The 19,871-nt window shown below is 38.2% G+C and carries 19 protein-coding genes; 11 read left to right on the forward strand and 8 right to left on the reverse strand.

What is annotated here, in order from left to right:
• Positions 1–187 precede the first annotated feature (187 nt).
• On the reverse strand, positions 188–2,362 hold the full coding sequence (locus AA980_RS00440) for an MMPL family transporter (RefSeq protein ID WP_024029514.1): 2,175 nt from the start codon (positions 2,360–2,362) through the stop codon (positions 188–190).
• 278 nt (positions 2,363–2,640) lie between these two features.
• On the opposite strand from AA980_RS00440, the gene AA980_RS00445 reads away from it, so the two are divergent.
• The 4 genes from AA980_RS00445 (at position 2,641) to proC (ending at position 5,937) form a co-directional block, all read left to right on the forward strand.
• Complete coding sequence (locus tag AA980_RS00445) at positions 2,641–3,591, forward strand: sugar-binding transcriptional regulator (RefSeq protein ID WP_034724465.1); 951 nt, start codon at positions 2,641–2,643, stop codon at positions 3,589–3,591.
• A gap of 167 nt (positions 3,592–3,758) precedes the next feature.
• Positions 3,759–4,433, forward strand: a complete 675-nt coding sequence (gene deoC / locus AA980_RS00450) for a deoxyribose-phosphate aldolase (RefSeq protein WP_024029512.1) — start codon at positions 3,759–3,761, stop codon at positions 4,431–4,433.
• A gap of 167 nt (positions 4,434–4,600) precedes the next feature.
• On the forward strand, positions 4,601–5,113 hold the full coding sequence (locus tag AA980_RS00455; RefSeq protein WP_024029511.1) for a DUF3189 family protein: 513 nt from the start codon (positions 4,601–4,603) through the stop codon (positions 5,111–5,113).
• 20 nt (positions 5,114–5,133) lie between these two features.
• Positions 5,134–5,937: a pyrroline-5-carboxylate reductase gene (gene proC, locus AA980_RS00460; RefSeq protein WP_024029510.1), complete on the forward strand. Its 804-nt coding sequence runs from the start codon at positions 5,134–5,136 to the stop codon at positions 5,935–5,937.
• Between the two features lie 63 nt (positions 5,938–6,000).
• Here the strand turns inward: proC and AA980_RS00465 are convergent, their stop codons facing one another.
• Complete coding sequence (locus AA980_RS00465; RefSeq protein WP_024029509.1) at positions 6,001–7,017, reverse strand: inorganic phosphate transporter; 1,017 nt, start codon at positions 7,015–7,017, stop codon at positions 6,001–6,003.
• Positions 7,018–7,028: 11 nt separating this feature from the next.
• Complete coding sequence (locus AA980_RS00470; RefSeq protein WP_024029508.1) at positions 7,029–7,646, reverse strand: DUF47 domain-containing protein; 618 nt, start codon at positions 7,644–7,646, stop codon at positions 7,029–7,031.
• Positions 7,647–8,010: 364 nt separating this feature from the next.
• On the opposite strand from AA980_RS00470, the gene AA980_RS00475 reads away from it, so the two are divergent.
• Positions 8,011–8,265, forward strand: coding sequence for a GlsB/YeaQ/YmgE family stress response membrane protein (locus AA980_RS00475; RefSeq protein ID WP_024029507.1), 255 nt, complete (start codon positions 8,011–8,013; stop codon positions 8,263–8,265).
• Between the two features lie 47 nt (positions 8,266–8,312).
• Here the strand turns inward: AA980_RS00475 and AA980_RS00480 are convergent, their stop codons facing one another.
• Complete coding sequence (locus AA980_RS00480; protein WP_024029506.1) at positions 8,313–9,236, reverse strand: RluA family pseudouridine synthase; 924 nt, start codon at positions 9,234–9,236, stop codon at positions 8,313–8,315.
• 113 nt (positions 9,237–9,349) lie between these two features.
• On the opposite strand from AA980_RS00480, the gene AA980_RS00485 reads away from it, so the two are divergent.
• Both AA980_RS00485 and AA980_RS00490 read left to right on the forward strand, forming a co-directional pair.
• Positions 9,350–9,736, forward strand: a complete 387-nt coding sequence (locus AA980_RS00485; protein ID WP_024029505.1) for a YhcU family protein — start codon at positions 9,350–9,352, stop codon at positions 9,734–9,736.
• Positions 9,737–9,927: 191 nt separating this feature from the next.
• Positions 9,928–11,673 carry a phospho-sugar mutase gene (locus tag AA980_RS00490; protein WP_024029504.1) on the forward strand — a complete coding sequence of 582 codons (1,746 nt, stop codon included), beginning with the start codon at positions 9,928–9,930 and terminating at the stop codon, positions 11,671–11,673.
• 162 nt (positions 11,674–11,835) lie between these two features.
• On the opposite strand, the gene AA980_RS00495 is transcribed toward AA980_RS00490, so the two are convergent.
• The gene (locus AA980_RS00495; RefSeq protein ID WP_024029503.1) at positions 11,836–12,090 is read right to left on the reverse strand and encodes a YhdB family protein; all 255 of its coding nucleotides are present in this window, start codon (positions 12,088–12,090) and stop codon (positions 11,836–11,838) included.
• A 259-nt stretch (positions 12,091–12,349) separates the two neighbouring features.
• Here AA980_RS00495 and AA980_RS00500 point away from each other — a divergent pair, with 259 nt between their 5' ends.
• The gene (locus AA980_RS00500; protein WP_024029502.1) at positions 12,350–13,762 is read left to right on the forward strand and encodes a SpoVR family protein; all 1,413 of its coding nucleotides are present in this window, start codon (positions 12,350–12,352) and stop codon (positions 13,760–13,762) included.
• Positions 13,763–14,004: 242 nt separating this feature from the next.
• Here the strand turns inward: AA980_RS00500 and ald are convergent, their stop codons facing one another.
• Positions 14,005–15,138: an alanine dehydrogenase gene (gene ald, locus AA980_RS00505; protein ID WP_024029501.1), complete on the reverse strand. Its 1,134-nt coding sequence runs from the start codon at positions 15,136–15,138 to the stop codon at positions 14,005–14,007.
• A gap of 182 nt (positions 15,139–15,320) precedes the next feature.
• Between ald and AA980_RS00510 the strand changes: the two genes are divergently transcribed.
• The 3 genes from AA980_RS00510 to AA980_RS00520 all read left to right on the forward strand — a co-directional run bounded on the left by AA980_RS00510 (position 15,321) and on the right by AA980_RS00520 (position 18,034).
• Positions 15,321–16,139 (forward strand): 5'-nucleotidase, lipoprotein e(P4) family, encoded by an 819-nt coding sequence (locus AA980_RS00510; RefSeq protein WP_024029500.1) that lies wholly within the window; start codon positions 15,321–15,323, stop codon positions 16,137–16,139.
• A 152-nt stretch (positions 16,140–16,291) separates the two neighbouring features.
• Entirely contained in the window at positions 16,292–17,173 is an 882-nt protein-coding gene (locus AA980_RS00515) for a permease (protein ID WP_024029499.1), read from the forward strand.
• Between the two features lie 12 nt (positions 17,174–17,185).
• Entirely contained in the window at positions 17,186–18,034 is an 849-nt protein-coding gene (locus AA980_RS00520; RefSeq protein WP_024029498.1) for a TIGR03943 family putative permease subunit, read from the forward strand.
• Positions 18,035–18,079: 45 nt separating this feature from the next.
• On the opposite strand, the gene AA980_RS00525 is transcribed toward AA980_RS00520, so the two are convergent.
• A complete protein-coding gene (locus AA980_RS00525; RefSeq protein WP_024029497.1) occupies positions 18,080–18,454 on the reverse strand; it encodes a hypothetical protein in 375 nt (124 codons plus the stop codon).
• A 136-nt stretch (positions 18,455–18,590) separates the two neighbouring features.
• Positions 18,591–19,847 (reverse strand): DUF445 domain-containing protein, encoded by a 1,257-nt coding sequence (locus AA980_RS00530; protein ID WP_024029496.1) that lies wholly within the window; start codon positions 19,845–19,847, stop codon positions 18,591–18,593.
• Positions 19,848–19,871 lie beyond the last annotated feature (24 nt).

The raw sequence follows: 19,871 nt of genomic DNA on the forward strand, positions 1-19,871 counted from the left end.
CTGCCCCGTACTCCCGCAGGAGTCTTCGCCGCCTTCCGCTACAATCAACAGGGTTCTTTTAATTAGATAGATACCCTCACTAACAAAAAGACGCCTTAAAATTCACTTTTGGAATTTTAGAGTCGTCTTTTTTTTACTGCTATTCAGCACTATTGAAAAATCCAAAGATTTTCAGTGCCCTCGTAAATCAGGCTGGCTTTTTTCGTGAGTTACACTGTTTTTTATTCTCGTAGCCAAAGAACCACCAGTTCCAGTCGCCAAGCAGCTTCATTAGGGCTGGAACGAGGACCATCCGCACAATTGTGGCATCAATAAAAATTGCTGCGGCAATCCCGACACCTAATTGTTTAATCGGCATCACGCCCGTGAAGGCAAAGGCACCGGTAACAACAATCATGATGGCAGCTGCGGAGGTAATTATTTTACTCGTATAGGTTAAACCAGATATTGTTGCTGCGCTGTTATCACCTGTTTTTAAGTAAAACTCTTGAATTCTAGAAATAAGAAAGACCTCATAATCCATCGAAAGTCCGAACACCAGTGAAAAAACAAACACCGGCAAGATTAAACCGATAGTAGCAGGAGTCATTCCAAAATGCCCTTCTTGGAAAACCCAAACAACAATTCCAAACGTACATCCTAAGCTTAATACATTCATTAATATTGCCTTTACCGGAATGAGCACCGAACGGAAAGCTGCCATAAGAATAATGAGTGTTGAAATAACGATCAGCAGTAATCCATAGGGAGCCTTCTTAACAATTTCCGTAAAGATTTCCTGCTCAAACTTAATTCGTCCGCCAAATGATGCCTTTAGTCCTAACTCTTCATTAGACCATGTGTTTACCCATTGTCTTGCCTTTGTAGAATGTTCTCCGGTTTTTAAATACACTTCCAAAAGCATTTTATTATCTCTGATAAAGTGGTCTGTCACTGGAGCAAATTTTGCTTTATCCTCATTGGTAAGAAGTTGTAAAAGTTGTTCGCCATCCTTAGCTCCAGTTGCAGAAAAAGGAGAGTCAACCGAATGAACAAGCCGATCTTTTTCTAGTTCATTGACGACCTGAGTTACCTTTTTAAGATTGTTCTTCTTTAAGACATTTCCATTGGTTTCAAGGACAATCGTTACCTTTTTCTCATCACGTTTATCTTTCGCGATAAAATGTTCTTTATAGGTTTCTATTGCTAATCTAGATGGATATTTCGGTGGAAGTGAATCTGTGCCTGGTATCGATAACGTCATTTGCTTAACTGGCAAGAGCCCAATCAGCAGAATAGCCAATGCCGCCGCTGCCATCAGAACGGGACGACGCATCACAAACTGAGCAAACTTGTGCCAAATGCTTGTTTGCGCACTAGATATCCTGAGTACACTTAATTTATTGATGTTTTTTCCTATTATTGCAAGTAATGCAGGGAGAAAGGTTAACGCGCATAAAGCAGAAATAAGCACAACCGTCATGCCGCCAAGGGCAACATTTTGAAAAATATCAATTTGAATAAACCAAAGACCGGATAAGCCGATAAAAACACAAAGACCGGAAAAAATTATCGAGCGGCCGGCTGTTGCAATCGTTATTTCAATCGCTTCTTGAATCGATTTGCTTTGTAATTCTTCTTTATAGCGATTAATAAATAACAAGGCAAAATCAATGCTTAAGGCAAGGCCAATCATCGGCACAATATTTAAGATGAAAATGGATAAATCAGCGCCATAACTAAAAAAGTATACAGTTCCCATGGTGATGAGGATTGAAATAATCCCAATGACTAACGGCAGCGAAGCTGCGACAAGACTTCCAAATGCAAGGACGAGGACCACTAGGGCAATTGGCAGCCCAATCATTTCCGCCTTTGCCAAATCTTCTTGGCTTGCAGCATTTAGGTCTTGAACAATAATTGGCTCACCTGTCATGGTAACCTTTAAGCCCTGTTTATTTTTTAGCAAATCCTTTAATTCGGCAATTTCCTTCCCTAGGCCTTCTGCGTTTTTGTTAAAAGTAAGAATCCCATAGGCATAATGATCTTTAATCATTCCGTCTCGTTCGTAAGGTGAAATTATCTTTTCTGCCCCATCAAAATCCGTTAATTTTTTAAAGGTGCCATCAATAAAATTCTTGAAGTTCATGTCACTGACAGCTTTATCCTTTTCGAAAACAAGGATAATCGATGATTTGGCCTGTCCGAAGTCTTTTTCAAGTATTTTCCTTGTTTCATTATAATCGCCTTTATATTCAAAGCCATTACCGCCTAAAACTGATGGTAATTTTAAAGCGAAAATTCCAAACAAAAAAATAGCAAAAATCCAAAACATCAATACCCATTTTCGAATTCGGTATATGTATCCCGCTAATTTCTGCATGATCTCGCCTCCTTTTTATAAGGGAATGATTTCCTGATTATAGTATACAGAAGAAAACCAATATTTCGGATGACTATTTCATGTCATTTCTAATATGGATATGGGAACCCTCTAACTCGTTCTGTCAATTTTCCCCCTAGTACGAGATGAAAATTCACCTTTTGGTTAAACTATAGAAATAGACAAAAATGTTCAAAGTTGATTTTACAAATGTAAAGAAATTATGGACTAGCTCGTATTTCCTGTTACAATAAGGTAAATATTTTAGATGTAAGGTGATGTTTGTGGATCGAGAAAAGTTAACTAAGGTGATTGAAGCAGCTAAATTATATTATTTATTAGATTATAACCAAAACGATATTGCTAAGCTTCTGGGAGTTTCACGGCCAACAGTATCCCGATTATTACAGCAGGCGAAAAGTGAGGGCATTGTCCAGATTAGTATTATGGACCCTACAGAGGACGTTGCAAATTTAGCCATGCAGTTAGAAAAAAAGTTCAATTTAAAAAAAGCAGTAGTAGCTTCCATCCCGCAATACGAAAATCATATTATTAAAAATTACCTGGGGGAAAAGGCCGCCGTGTATCTTGATGACATTGTTAAGGATGATGACATTATCGGTGTGACATGGGGAACGACGCTATATCATATCGCTATCGAACTAAAGCAGAAATATGTGAAAAACGTCCATGTTGTTCAATTAAAAGGCGGTGTAAGCCATGCGGAAACGAACACTTACGCATCTGAAATATTGTACCTTTTCGGGAAAGCCTATAATACAACACCGCACAATCTGCCTTTGCCTGCGATTGTTGACCATGCTGTCGTGAAGCAGGCAATGGAGGCAGACCGCCATATTCGAAAGATATTAGAGCTGGGTGTCCAGGCAAATATCGCTTTGTTTACAATTGGTTCTATTAAAACGGACTCTTTATTGTTTCAATTAGGCTATTTTACAGAAAGTGACTTGGATTCTCTTTACGGAAAGGCGGTCGGCGATATTTGCTCGCGTTTCTTTGACCGACAAGGGGAAATATGTAACGAAAGCTTAAATGAACGGACGCTTGGCGTTAATTTAGAAAACCTCCGGCAGAAGGAGTACTCAATCTTAGTTGCGGGCGGACCGAATAAAATTGAAGGAATTTACGGCGCCTTAAAAGGTGGATACGCAAATGTGCTGATTACAGATCAATTCACAGCACATTTTTTACTAGATAAAAAAGACTAAAATAGCTATCGCTGCTATTTTAGTCTTTTTTAATATCCTTTCAATAAAAAAATTTTACATTTGTTCATAATATATTTACAAATGTTCAGCATTTTTGTTATAGTTACATTGTGATAAATTACTAAGATTCTATTATATAAATTTTATAAAATGGGGAGGATATTCATATGACACAAAATATTATAAGCATGATTGATCATACATTATTAAAAGCGGATGCAACTCGAGGAGAGATTGTTAAATTAGTCGAGGAAGCAAAAGAGTATTCGTTTGCCTCTGTTTGTGTAAACCCAACCTGGGTAAGGGCTGCGGCGGAAATGCTTGCTGACACACCTGAGGTGAAGGTGTGTACCGTAATTGGTTTTCCTTTAGGGGCGGCAACTCCTGAAACAAAAGCTTTTGAAACAAAAAATGCGATTGAAAATGGTGCAAATGAAATTGATATGGTGATTAACATTGCGGCACTTAAGGATAAAGAGAATGATTTGGTCGAAAGAGATATCCATGCCGTTGTAGAAGCGGCAAAAGGAAAAGCTTTGGTAAAGGTAATCATCGAAACATGCCTATTAACGAATGAAGAAAAAGTACGAGCATGTGAACTTTCGGTAAAAGCGGGAGCAGATTTTGTGAAGACTTCTACAGGCTTTTCAACAGGCGGTGCAACAGTTGAAGATATTCGCCTAATGCGCCAAACTGTAGGCCCAGAAATTGGTGTGAAGGCTTCAGGCGGTGTCCGTAGTGGTGAAGACGCGATTGCAATGGTGGAAGCAGGAGCAACTCGAATCGGTGCAAGTTCTGGTGTTTCAATAGCTAAAGGTGAGCTTTCTAATAGTAATTATTAATTTGATTAATATAAGGTTAACTAGAGTTTGTTCAGCATTAAATTTCCGAGGCGGAAAAGAGAAGCTAATCATCATTGATTACCTTCTCTTTTTTTGAATACATTCAAAGAATTGAAGCTTGCTAAAAAGAACATAATATACATAGATAATAAAAAAGGGATGATACCATGATTTATATCTATAATGATTATGGCGGGACACATACTACTTCATTAGCAGCGGCTTATCATCTGAAACAGTTATCACAATCAGAGCGGGAACTTAGTACTGAAGAAATATTAAATGTAAAATATTTTAACCAATTAACGAAAGAAGATTTTGGAAAGCTAATCTTACACGGGGTTGACGAGGATGGCCACTCCGTGTATACGATAGGACGGAAAAGGAATAAATATGTAGTTCCAGCATTAAAAGAAATGAGCTTATTATTACAGGAAAAATTTAAATTTGATGAAAAGATAGTCTTTTCAAATACCTCGCCGACTGTTCCCTTTACCATGTCAATGGGAGGATTTTTTTCAAGAGGCTTGAAAATTGATTTTATCGGGGTACCGTTATTAGTTAAGGGTGCGAAACAATGCTGTGATAATATTTATCGCTTAGTTCAAAATACGAAAGAAGTGGGGAGAACTACCTTCTCAGAAGATGTCATCATTTTGGAAAATAAAATGTATAAGTAAAAAGATAAGGTGTTGTAGATATGAACAAAACAATTGGATTTATCGGTGCTGGGAAAATGGCGCAGGCAATTATAGAAGGAATCGTCAAATCAAACATTATACCTGAAGAGAAGATCATCGCAAGTGCGATGACTGAAAAAACGCTCGAAAAAATAAAACACAACTATAATATTATTACCACACTACATAACAAAGAGGTTGCTAGGAGCGCCGACATCCTTATTCTTGCAGTGAACCCTGACCTTCATGAAATCGTTATTGAAGAAATTAAAAGCGATATAAAACAAAAGGCCATTATTGTCACGATAGCTGCAGGGATTTCTTTAATGGATATTGAGCGGGCATTTGGCACAAAGGTAAGAGTCGTTCGGACCATGCCAAACACACCTTCTTTAGTCGGAGAAGGAATGACTGCCCTTTGCGCTAATGACTACTTAAGCGAAGGAGAGTTTTTGGAAGTGGAGCACCTGTTTACCGCTTGTGGACAAACAGAGCGTCTCGAAGAAAAACTGATGGATGCAGTGCCATCCATCAGCGGGTCTTCCCCAGCCTATGTTTATCTATTAATTGAAGCAATGGCAGATGGTGGAGTACGGCAGGGAATACCAAGGGAAAAGGCTTACCGGCTTGCTGCGCAGGCCGTCTTAGGCGCTGCGAAAATGGTACTTGAGACTGGAATACATCCTGGCGAACTTAAAGACCAAGTTTGTACACCAGGTGGTGCAACAATTGAAGCGGTGGCAGCCCTGGAACAAAATCAATTTCGTGGAGCTGTAATGGCGGCAATGGAGAGCTGTACAAAAAAAGTAAAAATCTTACTATAATATACAAAAAAGAAAAAAGGAAGTACAAAAGGGCAGCCCTTTTGTTACTTCCTCTTTTTTGTATTAAAAAATTAGACTTAGAATAAAATAACAGATTCCTGCTAGTAGTGCAGAAATAGGAAGAGTAATGACCCAAGTAATCAGCATCCGCTGTGCTGTATTCCATTTAACACCTTTAATGCGGTGTGCTGAGCCCACCCCAAGGATTCCAGAAGAAATAACATGAGTCGTACTTACCGGTAGATGGATCAAGCTGGCGCCAAAAATAATTCCGGCCCCCGTTAAATCAGCTGCCACTCCGTTAATTGGGCGTATTTTCATAATCTTTCCGCCAACTGTTTTAATGATCTTCCAGCCGCCGATTGAGGTCCCGATTCCCATTGCCAGAGCACAAGAGAATTGAACCCAAAAAGGTACACCTGAATCTTCGGGAAGATAATTAGTAGCGATTAGTGCCATTGTAATAATTCCCATTGATTTCTGGGCATCGTTTGTTCCATGTGAATAAGATTGTAAGGCTGCTGTTGCTATTTGGATAAAGCGAAAATTACGATTCGTTTTAGCCAAATTGAAATTTTTAAAAACAACTTTAAATATACTGTAGATAATATAACCAACAACAAAGGCTAAAATAGGTGAAAGAATAAGTGCTTCAAGAATTTTTATAAACCCTTGGTAGTTCAGTACATTTAATCCTTTTGCTGCCACAGCTGCACCTGCTATCGAACCGATCAGAGCATGGGAGGAGCTACTTGGAATTCCGTAATACCAAGTGATCAGGTTCCAGGCAACAGCCGCTAGCAATGCAGCTAGAATAACAATCGAACCTGTATGTGTACCGCTGGTAGACAAATCAAATGGGTTGACGATATCCTTTGAAATCGTTTTGGCAACACCGGTAAATGTCATTGCTCCAACGAAATTCATGATGGCAGCTAACCAAATTGCATGGCGTGGTTTTAATGCTTTAGTTGAAACAGAAGTAGCGATTGCATTCGCTGTATCATGGAAACCATTAATAAAGTCAAATGCAAGGGCACAAATTACAATTAATATCGTGAGTATTAATATAAGGCTCATTTTTTTGCTCCTTAGGCATTTTTCATGATTATGGTTTCAAGCGTATTTGCGACTGATTGGCAGTAGTCAGCAACATCCTCAAGATTTTCGTATATTTCCTTATATTGAATAATACGGATTGGATCTTTTTCGATAGTAAATAGATGTTTAATCGATTGTCGTAAAACGTTATCGCATTTTGATTCATAATCTTTAATTTTAATAGCATGTTCACGAATTTTCGGTAATTTTTTGTTCGATAATAAGTCAACGGCCTTGTCGATTTCATGAACACTGCCATTGATTGCCTCGACAAACTTCAACATAAATTCGTCTGCTTGAGTAATCGAGTACATTTCGAATAAGGCAGCACAAGCTTCCAAGCCGTCAAGCACATCGTCCATACTCATGGCTAAGTGGAGGATGTCTTCACGTTCAATTGGAGTAATAAAGGCATCGTTTAATTCCTTTATTACTTCATGGACATAGCTGTCACCCTTTGTTTCAAGCTCCTTCATTTTCTCAGAAAAAATTTTTAAATCACTGATATTTTTTAACTTGTATTCTGTAAAGAAATTTGCACTTTCTTTTAAGTTAGTGGAAATATTGCTAAGCAATACCGAGAATTTGTCATTCTTTTTGAATGCCATTTGTTGAACCTCCATCGTATATAAAATATGTATGAACTTAAATAGTTTATCTGAAAAATGTCGAAAAAAGATATATCTTAATAAAAAATTTACATAAACTTAACATTAGAATATTCCGAATACTTCTTGTTGTTTGACGCATTTTAATTTACTTTTCACCGAGAGTCAGAAATTTATGTATTTAAGTTAATATTATCAGGTGTAATGAGCAAAAACATCAATATAGAAATTATGAGTATAAAAAAGAAAATAGGGTATTTTAAAAGTACAGGCAGCAAGAGAAAACCTTTCCACTACTGCCTTTGGTTTGTGATATATGCTAATAAATAAGTGAATGGTGAATACTAAAAAGGAGTGTTCTAATATGAGCTTCATTTGGGCATTAATTGTCGGTGGAATTATTGGATGGTTAGCAGGGCTTATTGTCGGAAGAAATATTCCGGGTGGCATTATTGGTAATATCATTGCTGGTTTTGTTGGTGCATGGCTCGGAACAGCCGTATTAGGAAACTGGGGGCCGCATCTAGCTGACTTTGCGATTATTCCGGCAATTATTGGTGCTGCTGTACTGGTACTTTTGTTAAGCTTCATAATGCGTGCCTTTAGAAAAACGGATTAAGCATAAATAGGATGGAATATAGAATAGCCTCCCAATCGGAGGCTTTTCTATATTGTATATAAATCAATCGGATGAAATATCTCTGATAAATCCCTAAATGGTGCAAAGCACTCAATTTTTTCATTTGTAAATGGATGAATAAACTCAATTTTTGCAGCATGAAGTGCCTGTCTTTTCACAAGTGGCTGCCCACCATATAAAGTATCGCCAATTAAAGGATGTCCAAGGTGGCTCAAATGGACTCTAATTTGGTGTGTTCTTCCTGTCTCAAGCCAGCATTTTACATAGGAGCGTTGTTTGTTTTGATCTATTTTTAACATTTGAAAGTGGGTAATCGCCTGAGATCCAGACGCTGAAACCCTTCTTCTCGTTCCATGATGGCGATCACGGCCAATCGGGGCATTGATTGTTCCTTTTTTTCGCTTTAATAGACCTTGTACCGCTGCAATATAGGTTCTTTTTATTTCCCGTTTTTCGAGCATTTTGTCAAAAATAGCACCTGCTAATGGATGTTTGGCAAACATAATTGCTCCTGTAGTTTCCCGGTCCAAGCGATGGATTTGGTGAATGTTCCTTAATTCCCCACCCGCTTGTAAATAAAATGCAGCAGCATTAATAAGGGTATCTGTCTCGGTCTTAGGGTCATTTGGATGAGTGTTCATAAAAGGCGGTTTATTTATTATTAACACATGTTCATCCTCAAACAAGACCTCAATTTCAAAGAAATTTGGAATTACTTGTAGTGTTTCTTCCTCAAATAGGTGAATTTGCAGCCTTGAGCCTGCAGCTAATGGCAAATTCCAATTTGCACGATTTCCATTTACCAGGACCTTATCCTCCATACGGAATATATGTGTTAATTTTTTGGGAGCTTCCCAAATATGGCGGAATAGCTCGTCTACTGTTTTGCCTTTCCATTCTATTGGGATGATTATTTCAAACCACTCGCCTTTTCGTTTCGTTGTAAGCATTCATCACACATCCCTCTAGTTTCTATTAATTACCACCGTTTAACCACGCTTAGTTATGTTATTCTTATCTATATAATACGACAGAAAAAAGGGATGGCAAAGGTGGGTTACAAGTGAAAATTGTTTTTGCCTCGATACCAAGTCAGAAAGAAGAAATTAATGGACTGGTGAGGTATATTTATTCCAATATTTTTCCGAACTTTTTTAGTGATGAGGAAATCCGTCAATTTGAAGAATTAAAGGTATTGCTTCCTTCTGAAGATTTTAACACATTGAAAGACGCTTTTCAGGTGATGACAAGTATGCAAACGTTAATATCCATTCTCGAATCTTCTCCCTTGGCTGAACAATATGAAGCTGTATTTAACAAGAATGTAGCAACACTTAAGGAATTCGGCTTGTTTTTTCCATTTGAATTTGAACAATTTGTAGAAGCAAAGTGTATGAAAAATCCGATGCTAAGCATTTACACAAAGGCTGACAATGAGTTGATTATATAGAAAAACCTTCGCCTGTTTACAGGCTTTTTTTTATTTCTTCTCTTAAACATAGTGTTTTTGAGGTATGATAGGATGTGAGTTGTTTCACTTGCCTGCAAAAATTGTCGGTTTATTTCTGGTGGTTTTTGAAGGAGTAACAAACTAAAACTTAGAAACAATATATAGGATAGAGAAATAGGAGGGGACCCCTTTTGAATTGGAAAGTTGTTGCAAACAGTTGGAATGAATTTGCTGGATTGGATCAAGAACTAAAAAATCAATTAGAAGAAATGAAAACGGATGAAAAGCAGTTAGAAGAGTCTTTTTATAAGAATCTTGAATTTGGAACGGGCGGTATGCGTGGTGAAATAGGCGCAGGTACAAACCGAATGAATATTTACACTGTCCGCAAGGCTTCTGCCGGCCTGGCAGCATACATAGAAGAAAGTGGAATGGAAGCAAAACGACGAGGTGTTGTTATTGCCTATGATTCACGTCATAAATCACCGGAATTTGCGTTGGAGGCTGCTAAGACACTGGCAACAAGAGGGATTCAAACCTATTTGTTTGATGAACTAAGACCGACACCGGAATTATCCTTTGCCTTAAGATACTTACATGCTTTTTCAGGCATCGTCATTACAGCCAGTCATAATCCGCCCGAATATAATGGCTATAAGGTTTATGGTCCCGATGGCGGGCAGCTGACGCCTAAGGCAGCAGATATTGTTATTACTAAGGTAAATGAAATCGAGAATGAATTAGTCATCGAGGTAGACAGTGAAGAAAAGCTAAGAGGCTTAGGTTTAATTAAAACCATTGGTTCAGACATTGACCAAGTTTATATTGAAAAATTAAAGACCATCTCTCTGAATCCGAATCTTGCTGAGGAAACCGATATTCATGTTGTCTTTACACCATTACATGGAACGGCAAATAAACTTGTCCGTGCTGGTCTTGCCGAATTAGGCTATAACAATGTAACAGTCGTCAAAGAACAAGAACTTCCAGACCCGGAATTTTCAACGGTAAAAAGTCCAAACCCAGAAGAACATGCTGCCTTTGAATTGGCCATTCGCGACGGTAAAGAAGTTGGAGCTGACCTTTTAATTGCGACGGATCCTGATGCTGACCGCCTGGGTATTGCGGTTCTTAATGATGAGGGCGAATATGTTGTTCTTACAGGCAATCAAACAGGAGCGTTATTACTGGATTATCTTCTTACTCAGAAACAGCAAAAAGGCATATTGCCAGCAAATGCGGTTGTGTTAAAGACAATCGTTACATCTGAGATAGGAAGAAGAATTGCTTCGGCCTATCAATTAGAAACGGTTGATGTATTAACAGGCTTTAAATTTATTGCGGAAAAAATTAAGGAGTATGAAGAAAATGGTGACCATACCTTCCTGTTTGGTTATGAAGAGTCTTACGGCTACTTAATCGGTGACTTTGCCCGTGATAAGGATGCCATCCAGGCTTCACTTTTAGCTACAGAAGTTTGTGCTTATTATAAAAAACAAGGCATGTCCCTCTATCAAGGGCTGATGCAAGTTTTTAATAAATATGGTTATTATCAGGAAGGCCTTCGTTCTTTAACTTTAAAAGGAAAAGAAGGAGCAGAAATGATTCAACGGATTTTAGCTTCCTTCCGAGCGGAGCCTCTCACTAGCCTAGGATCTTTCATAACGGATATAACAGAAGATTATTTAACAGGCCTTCGGGTTAGGAATGATAAAGAGGAAAAAATTGATTTACCGAAATCGAATGTTTTAAAATATATTTTTGAAGACGGTTCATGGGTGTGTCTAAGACCATCAGGAACTGAACCAAAAGTGAAATTTTACTTTGGGGTGAACGATAACAGCTTGGAAGAAAGTAAAACGAAACTGCTTGCGATTGAAAAAGCGTTTATGAAGCTTGTGGAACAAAAAATTGAAATGGTTCAAGAGAATAAATAAATCATCCATTTAGCCAATTGCGGAGTATACGTCCATCGAAATGGCTTGGTGAATGGTTAGTTAAAACGGCTTCCAACTAAGGAAGCCGTTTTTTTTTGTGGTGGAATTCTTTGCCCCGGTTGTAAATAATTTTCTAAACAAATTCTGTATCCACTTGTTTTTTCAGGAAAGACTATACATCGGTACTCCATTTTCATTTGGTTCAACGGTTTCGTTAGCATGGTCGATGTAACGAAGAAGATTATAAAGTTTCGTCTCAATCACAGTGTAGTCACGTTCAAAATTGTAGGCGTGCAGGAATTGTTCGATTCTTTTCGATAAAAACTGGTCTTTTGTCCGTACCATTAAAATCAGTAAATTGTCCCATTCAGAACGGTGCGTATAGTACAACGCCCGGTCGTAATCCATTTTATTCATATGTTTTTCTCTCCTCCTTATTAGGAGTTGAGATTATTGTATGACATTCTGCAATTAACTTTCACAGAAAATGTTGGACAATCAATGTTAGCGCTGTTTTCAACATTTACCTGTATAATTTGATGGTTCTATTGCTTGCAGCAGAAGCGAAAAAATACCCTTGAATGAAACAACATGGGTACTGGAAAAATAGTCATAGTTTACATCATTCCCTTGATTACTTCATACATTGTGATAAGAAGAAAAGGGGGAATGGCTAATGAATGTTGAAGGGCGAAAATCACTTGAATACGCGATTAGTGAAATTACTGAAATAGCAACCGGCTTTGGATTAGATTTTTATCCGATGCGCTATGAAATCTGTCCTGCAGAAATCATTTATACGTTCGGTGCCTATGGAATGCCGACCCGATTTTCCCATTGGAGCTTTGGGAAGCAATTTCACAAAATGAAACTCCACTATGATCTAGGTCTTAGCAAAATTTATGAACTTGTTATTAACTCGAATCCGTGTTATGCATTCTTATTAGATTCGAATTCGTTGATTCAAAACAAACTCATTGTGGCTCACGTATTAGCGCATTGTGATTTCTTCAAAAATAACGTCCGCTTTCAAAATACGAAGCGGGATATGGTCGAAAGTATGGCGGCCACTGCTGAACGAATCCATCAATATGAAATTCAATACGGTAAAAAGGAAGTAGAAACCTTCCTTGATGCTGTATTAGCGATTGATGAGCATATCGATCCATCTCTTATGAGACCTAAACTATCCTGGTCGATTGGCGATGATGAGGAAGAAGATCAAGAATACCAAGCGGTAACACCATATGATGATCTTTGGAAGCTGGATGAAAAAGAAAAGCAGGAAACTAATCAACCGAGGAAGAAGAAATTTCCACCACGGCCAGAAAAGGATTTATTGTTATTCATTGAAACGTACAGCAGGGAGCTTGATGATTGGCAGAGAGACATCTTGACAATGATGCGTGAGGAAATGCTCTACTTTTGGCCTCAGCTTGAAACGAAAATCATGAACGAAGGCTGGGCTTCGTATTGGCATCAACGGATATTAAGGGAATTGGATTTAACGAGCGGAGAAGCAATTGAATTCGCCAAATTGAATGCTGGAGTTGTTCAGCCGTCAAAAACAGGGATAAACCCCTATTATCTCGGCATCAAAATCTTTGAGGATATCGAAGAGCGGTATGACAACCCAACCGAAGAAATGAAGCAAAGAGGCGTCGAGCCCGGCTCAGGCAGAGAAAAAATGTTCGAGGTTCGTGAGGTTGAATCGGATATTTCTTTTCTCCGGAATTACTTAAATAAGGACCTGGTGATGCGGGAAGATATGTATCTTTTCCAGAAACAAGTCCGGGATTATAAAATCATCGACAAAGAATGGGAGCATATCCGCGACCAGCTTGTGAATATGCGGGTAAACGGTGGATTTCCTTACATCACCGTCAATGATGGTGACTACATGAAAAACGGCGAGCTTTACCTGAAGCACTGGTATGAAGGTGTGGAACTGGATGTGAAATATCTTGAAAAAGTGCTGCCATATATCCAGCAGCTTTGGGGCAGACCAGTCCATATCGAAACGATGATAGAAGAAAGAAGAATGCTGTTTACCTACGACAGCAAAAGCGTCCATCGGAAATATTTATAAGAAAAGTGCAAGCGCCCTGGTCAGCGGCGTATGGCCTGGAGCGCTCCAACTGAGATAAAGGAAACACGGAGAGCAGAGCGCATCCGATGTTGACTTATCGTAGGGCGGAGAGCGAAGGACACTAGCTGCTAGGGCGCTGGAGCTGGACAATTCTCGAAGTCGAAATTTTCTTTCTTATCTTATAACAAAAAGAGGATATCCCTACAGGGTAAAAACCCCTGCTGGGACATCCTCTTTTCTTATTAAATAGCAGCTAGTTCTTTTTCTAATGCTTTTTCTACAGGTACATATTCATACCCTAGATCTTTTGCTACCGCTTCATAGGTGATTTCTCCACCCGCTGCGTTAACGCCAAGCAATAAAGCTGCGTTTTCGGTGATGGCTTTGAAAATCCCTTTATTGGCGATTTGCAATGCGTACGGAACCGTAACATTTGTTAGTGCAATTGTTGATGTTCTAGGTACGGCCCCAGGCATATTGGCTACAGAATAGTGGACAACCCCGTGTTTGATAAATGTAGGGTTATCATGAGTTGTAATGTGATCGCAGGTTTCAACAATTCCCCCTTGGTCAATAGCAACATCAACAATAACAGAACCTGGTTTCATTATCTTAACCATTGCTTCCTTAACAAGTTTAGGGGCTTTAGCACCAGGAATCAATACAGCTCCGATTAGCAGATCAGCTTCCTCCACTGCTTCCGCGATGTTCAAAGGATTAGACATCAATGTTTTGATTTGATTTCCGAAAATATCGTCAAGCTGGCGTAGACGTTCAGCACTCAGGTCAATTATGGTAACATCAGCGCCTAAACCGATAGCCATTTTAGCAGCGTTTGTACCAACAATCCCACCACCGATAATGGTTACTTTCCCACGGTTAACCCCTGGAACACCTGCTAGCAATATTCCTTGACCGCCATTATTTTTTTGCAAGAACTGGGCACCGATTTGGGCAGCCATCCTGCCGGCAACTTCACTCATTGGGGTTAGAAGTGGAAGAGTCTTGTTTATGGCCACTGTTTCATACGCAACAGCGATAACTCCTTTTTCTTTTAATGCTTGTGCAAGTGCTGGCTCGGCAGCAAGGTGTAAGTATGTAAATAGAATTAAGCCTGGGCGGAAATATTGATACTCACTTGAAAGTGGTTCTTTCACCTTCATAATCATATCTGCTTTTGCCCAAACTGTTGCAGCACTATCAATAATCTCGGCACCGGCATTAATATAATCTTCATTTGTGAAACCGCTTCCAATTCCAGCGTCTTTTTCTACAATTACTTTATGTCCGACCGTCAAAAATGAAACAACACCAGCAGGCGTAAGCGCCACACGATTTTCATTATTTTTAATTTCTTTAGGTATTCCAATTAACATGCTAATTCCTCCCCCTAAAACGTTAAAATAATGTTGCTATAGCTAAAGTATATCATATTTTTGGAGCTTTTAATGCAGGATTTTCGTATATTTAATTCTTGGATAAAGAAACTCGGTCAAAAAGCTTAGATTTTTCATTATTCCATATACTAAAATGGTATAAGTAAAGGAGGTCTGGAAGGATGAAAAAAATTACTGCATTGATAAGTGCTGCTGTTTTATCCCTTTCACTAGCCGGCATTAGTGCATGTGCACAGACGGTGACAAGTTCAACCGCCAGCATGGCAGAACAAAACACGATGTCCGTTCTCTGGTATCAAACATCAGGGGAAGCTAAAGCTTTATATTACCAAGGCTACAACGTAGGAAAAATGAGGTTAGACGAAATCTTGAATAATTGGGACAAGAATAAACAGCTAAAACCAGCAATTGTTCTTGATTTGGACGAAACGGTGATCGATAATAGTCCGCTTTTTGCCGGGAAAATCGTATCAGGAGAGAACTATCCGTTAAATTGGAGTAAATGGGAAGACAGGGCAGCAGCAAAGCCATTGCCAGGAGCATTAGAATTTCTAAACTATGCCGATTCAAAGGGTGTTGCTATTTTCTACATTACTAACCGAAAAGAAGCAAAAAAAGCAATAACCATTAAAAATTTGCAGGCTGTCGGTGTACCACAGGCAACTCCCGACCATGTGTTTTTAAAACAAAAAGGTGAAAGCGGGAAAGAAAATAGGCGTCAGCAAGTTGCTAAAACCAATGAAATCGTGCTTTTATTTGGTGATAATTTAGGGGATTTTAGTGGATTTGACGAGTTATCGGTATCTGGAAGAATAGATGCTGTAACAAAACACAAAGAAGAATTCGGAAGAAAACTTATTGTGTTTCCTAACCCGATGTATGGGGATTGGGAAGGGGCAATCTATAATCACGACTCGAGCAAATCTGTTGATGAAAGACTGAAACTTAGGAAGGAAAGCTTACAGCCATTTCAGCCATAAACAATGATACTGCCGCCAAAAATTAGCGGCAGTTTTTTTCTAATAAATGGTTGGATTATATTTTCTTAACCAATACCATATTTTTCGTTGGACGAAATAAAAGAATCCGAGTATAGTAGTTAACATGAGTTTTTAGGGTTAGGGGGACTACTATGTTTGGTATCTCATTACCGCAATCATTTTACCAAATGAATACCATTTTCATTTCTATCCTTATTGAAGCCTTACCGTTTGTGACTCTCGGAGTTATCATCTCAGGAATCATACAAATATTTGTTACAGAGGATATGATTGCAAAAATCATGCCTAAGAACCGAATTCTTGCTGTCATCTTTGCAACATTTATGGGGATCTTATTTCCTTCTTGTGAATGTGGGATTGTACCGATTGTCAGTCGTCTTGTGTCAAAAGGAGTACCAATTTCTGCAGGGATTGCCTTTATGCTAACGGCACCCATTATTAATCCAGTTGTTTTATTTGCTACGTATATTGCATTCGGTAGTGATTGGAAAATTGCCGTGTACCGCTCGATTGGAGCAATCGCAGTTGCACTTGTTGTAGGAATTTTCATTGCTTATGGTTATAAAGGAAATCCTTTCAAAGAACAACATGATCACCATCACCATGAAAAAACAAGCTTTTGGAAGAAGGTTTGGCAGACTTTAGAACATGCAGTTGCAGAATTCTTCTCTATGGGTAAATATTTAATTATCGGATCACTAATTGCTGCTGCTGTTCAAACATATGTGAAAACTTCCGTACTCGTATCTATTGGTCAAGGTCCAGTATCATCATCGCTTGTGATGATGTTCTTATCCTTTATCTTATCGTTATGCTCGGAAGCAGATGCATTTATTGCTTCATCTTTCAGAACCACATTTGCTACGGGTTCTTTGTTGGCCTTTTTAATATTCGGGCCAATGGTTGATATTAAGAATTTATTGATGATGCTTGCAGCGTTTAAAAAACGGCTTGTGTTTATGATTGTTGGCGGAGTTACGGTTTGTGTATTTGTATACTCTTTATTGTTTTAAGGAGTTGGTACTATGATTAGAAGTTTAATATTAATCGGTTTAACCTATTTTGTTTTTCAACTGCATATAAGTGGTGATATTAATAAGTATATCAACATGAAATATTCTTATTTATCAGCAGCTGCTGGCTATGGATTATTAGTCTTGACAATTGTTCAAATTTTCATGGTGAATAAAGATCGCTCGGAAGAACATGTTTGTGATGATGAACATTGCGGACATAATCATGTCAAGGAAGATAAATGGTATAAAAAGCTTTTTGTCTATCCATTGTTCGCTTTTCCCATCATTTCAGGACTGTTTTTCCCAATCGCCACCCTTGATTCTAATATTGTTAAAGCAAAAGGATTCCATTTTCCGATTTATGATGAAGGAAAAGGAGACCCATTCTTCCAACAGCAATTTTTACGTCCAGACACGAGTGTTTATTATGGTAAGGATGACTATGATACCTTAATGAAAAAGGAAAAGAAACAATATATTAATAGAGATTCCATTTTGCTGGATGATAGCAATTATTTAAGCGGAATGGAAACAATCTATAACTTCCCAGGGGAATTTACCGGTAAGGATATTGAATTTAAAGGGTTTGTTTTCAACGATGCGGAAACAATTGACAAAAATCAACTTTTCATCTTCCGCTTCGGAGTAATTCATTGTATTGCAGATGCCGGTGTATTTGGAATGCTTGTCGATATGCCTGAAGGAACGAAATTGAAAAATGATGAATGGATTACTGTTACAGGTAAAATTTCGACGATTTATTATCAGCCATTTAAGGCGAATATTCCGATAGTAAAGGTCGAGAAATGGTCAAAAACAACTGCCCCGAAGGATCAATATGTGTTTAAAGGATATTAAAAAAGACGCCATAATGGCGTCTTTTTCTGTATGTTAACAAACTATTTACATGGATTCCTCTTTAACATTTTTTATGATGTTGATGGCAAAGAGAATAATCCCTATAACCATTAGTGTGCCGCCTGTAGCAACTGCGGGCTCCGCACTTTCTGTACCTGAAACTAAGAATGCAAGTCCAATCATCATAATAGGCAGAGAAATATTATGGATCCAGAAATGAACCTTTGCCAATACCGTTTTTGCTGCACTTGGAAACGCGACATAGATAAGACCTGCCATACCCATTGACATCCAACCTAATAAATTAATATGAACGTGGACAGGTGTGAAAGTGAATTTTTGTGTCATTGACATATACATCCCAATGCAAACCCCGATAACAAAATAGACAACAGAAATTTTTATAAACTTAATACCCATTTTTCTGCCTCCTTTTTCATATAAAAATAATGACTACAGTAGTAAATATGTAGGATTATTTTGAAAAAGAACTGAATTTAAGGGGACAAGAAAGGATATTTTTTCTTTGAAAAAGAGCAACCTAAAGGGCTGCTCTTTAAAATAAGGCCTTTATTCCTACTAGTATAAGGCCAATTAAAAATCCACAAACGGCTCCGTTTACCCGAATCCATTGCAAGTCTTTTCCTACATTTGTTTCAATCATATTGATAAGAGTCTTAGTATCAAGTTTGTCTAGATTTTCCTTAACCAGTATCCCTATTTTTGAATGATTTCGATCAACAAAGCTGGATATTTGTTTTTTCACCCATGCTTCTAGCTGCTTCGTTTTATCTGGATTTTCTTTAAACTCATTCAGACTCTTTATAACTAATGGAAGGATATATTCATCGTAAAAGCTGGGCTCTTCCACGAAATCATGAGCCTTTTGCTGAAACTCAGATAAAAAATCGATTATTTTTTCTGCGGGTTTCCAATTTGCAATGATTTGTAATTTAAATTGATTCAGCTCTTCATAAATCTTTTCATCTCTTTTAATCGTTTGCAGCTTGTTATTAATGTGGCTCAATAAGGTTTGTCTATTTTGATTAAAAGGATCGCGATAACTATCAACACCTTTAAGAATCAGGTTTTGAATCATATGCCCTAATTTCTCCTCGTTAACAAGGTTGCTAAATGATCTTAATGCAAACTGCATGAAACCGTCTGCTTTAATATTTTCAATCATTTCAACGGCCATGCCGCCAAGCTTTTGCTTCGTACTTTCCTTTTGGGCCCAATCATCAATTTCTTTAAGGATGAAATCAAGTGTCTTTTCGTCGTATTTCCGAATCGTAATTTGATCGACAAGTAATGGAAAGTAATAATTAATATCTATATTCTCGAGAAAGGTTTTTAGCTCTTTTTCAAGTATCGGTGCTATCATCTTGATCTCAATCTTTTTGATCAAATGCTGAATAAGAGTAATGATGTTTTTCTTTACCGGCTGAGCATGTATTTCTTTATTTACTATGGAAAATAATTTTTCGCTGAACTGGAACGTATCTATTTTTTCACGGATGCTCTCCTTTGTCAGCCAATCCTGCTCCACCATTGAAATGATTTTCGCAATAATCTTTTCTCTGTTTTTTGGCAAAAGGGCAGTGTGCGGGATTGGCAGACCCATTGGGTGCCGGAATAATGCCGTAACGGCAAACCAGTCTGCAAGTCCTCCCACAAGCCCAGCCTCAAATCCTCCTTGGAGGATAGTTTTCCACAGTGATTGCGGTATTGGAATAGTAGCTATAAATCCAGCAGCCATCACAATAAGAGAAATAGCCGCTAAATGCTGCGATTTACTTTTCTGTTTTAACATCTTTGTAACCCCTCATTTTAGATA

It is taken from the genome of Neobacillus vireti (genome assembly GCF_001026695.1).
GTDB lineage: Bacteria > Bacillota > Bacilli > Bacillales > Cytobacillaceae > Neobacillus > Neobacillus vireti.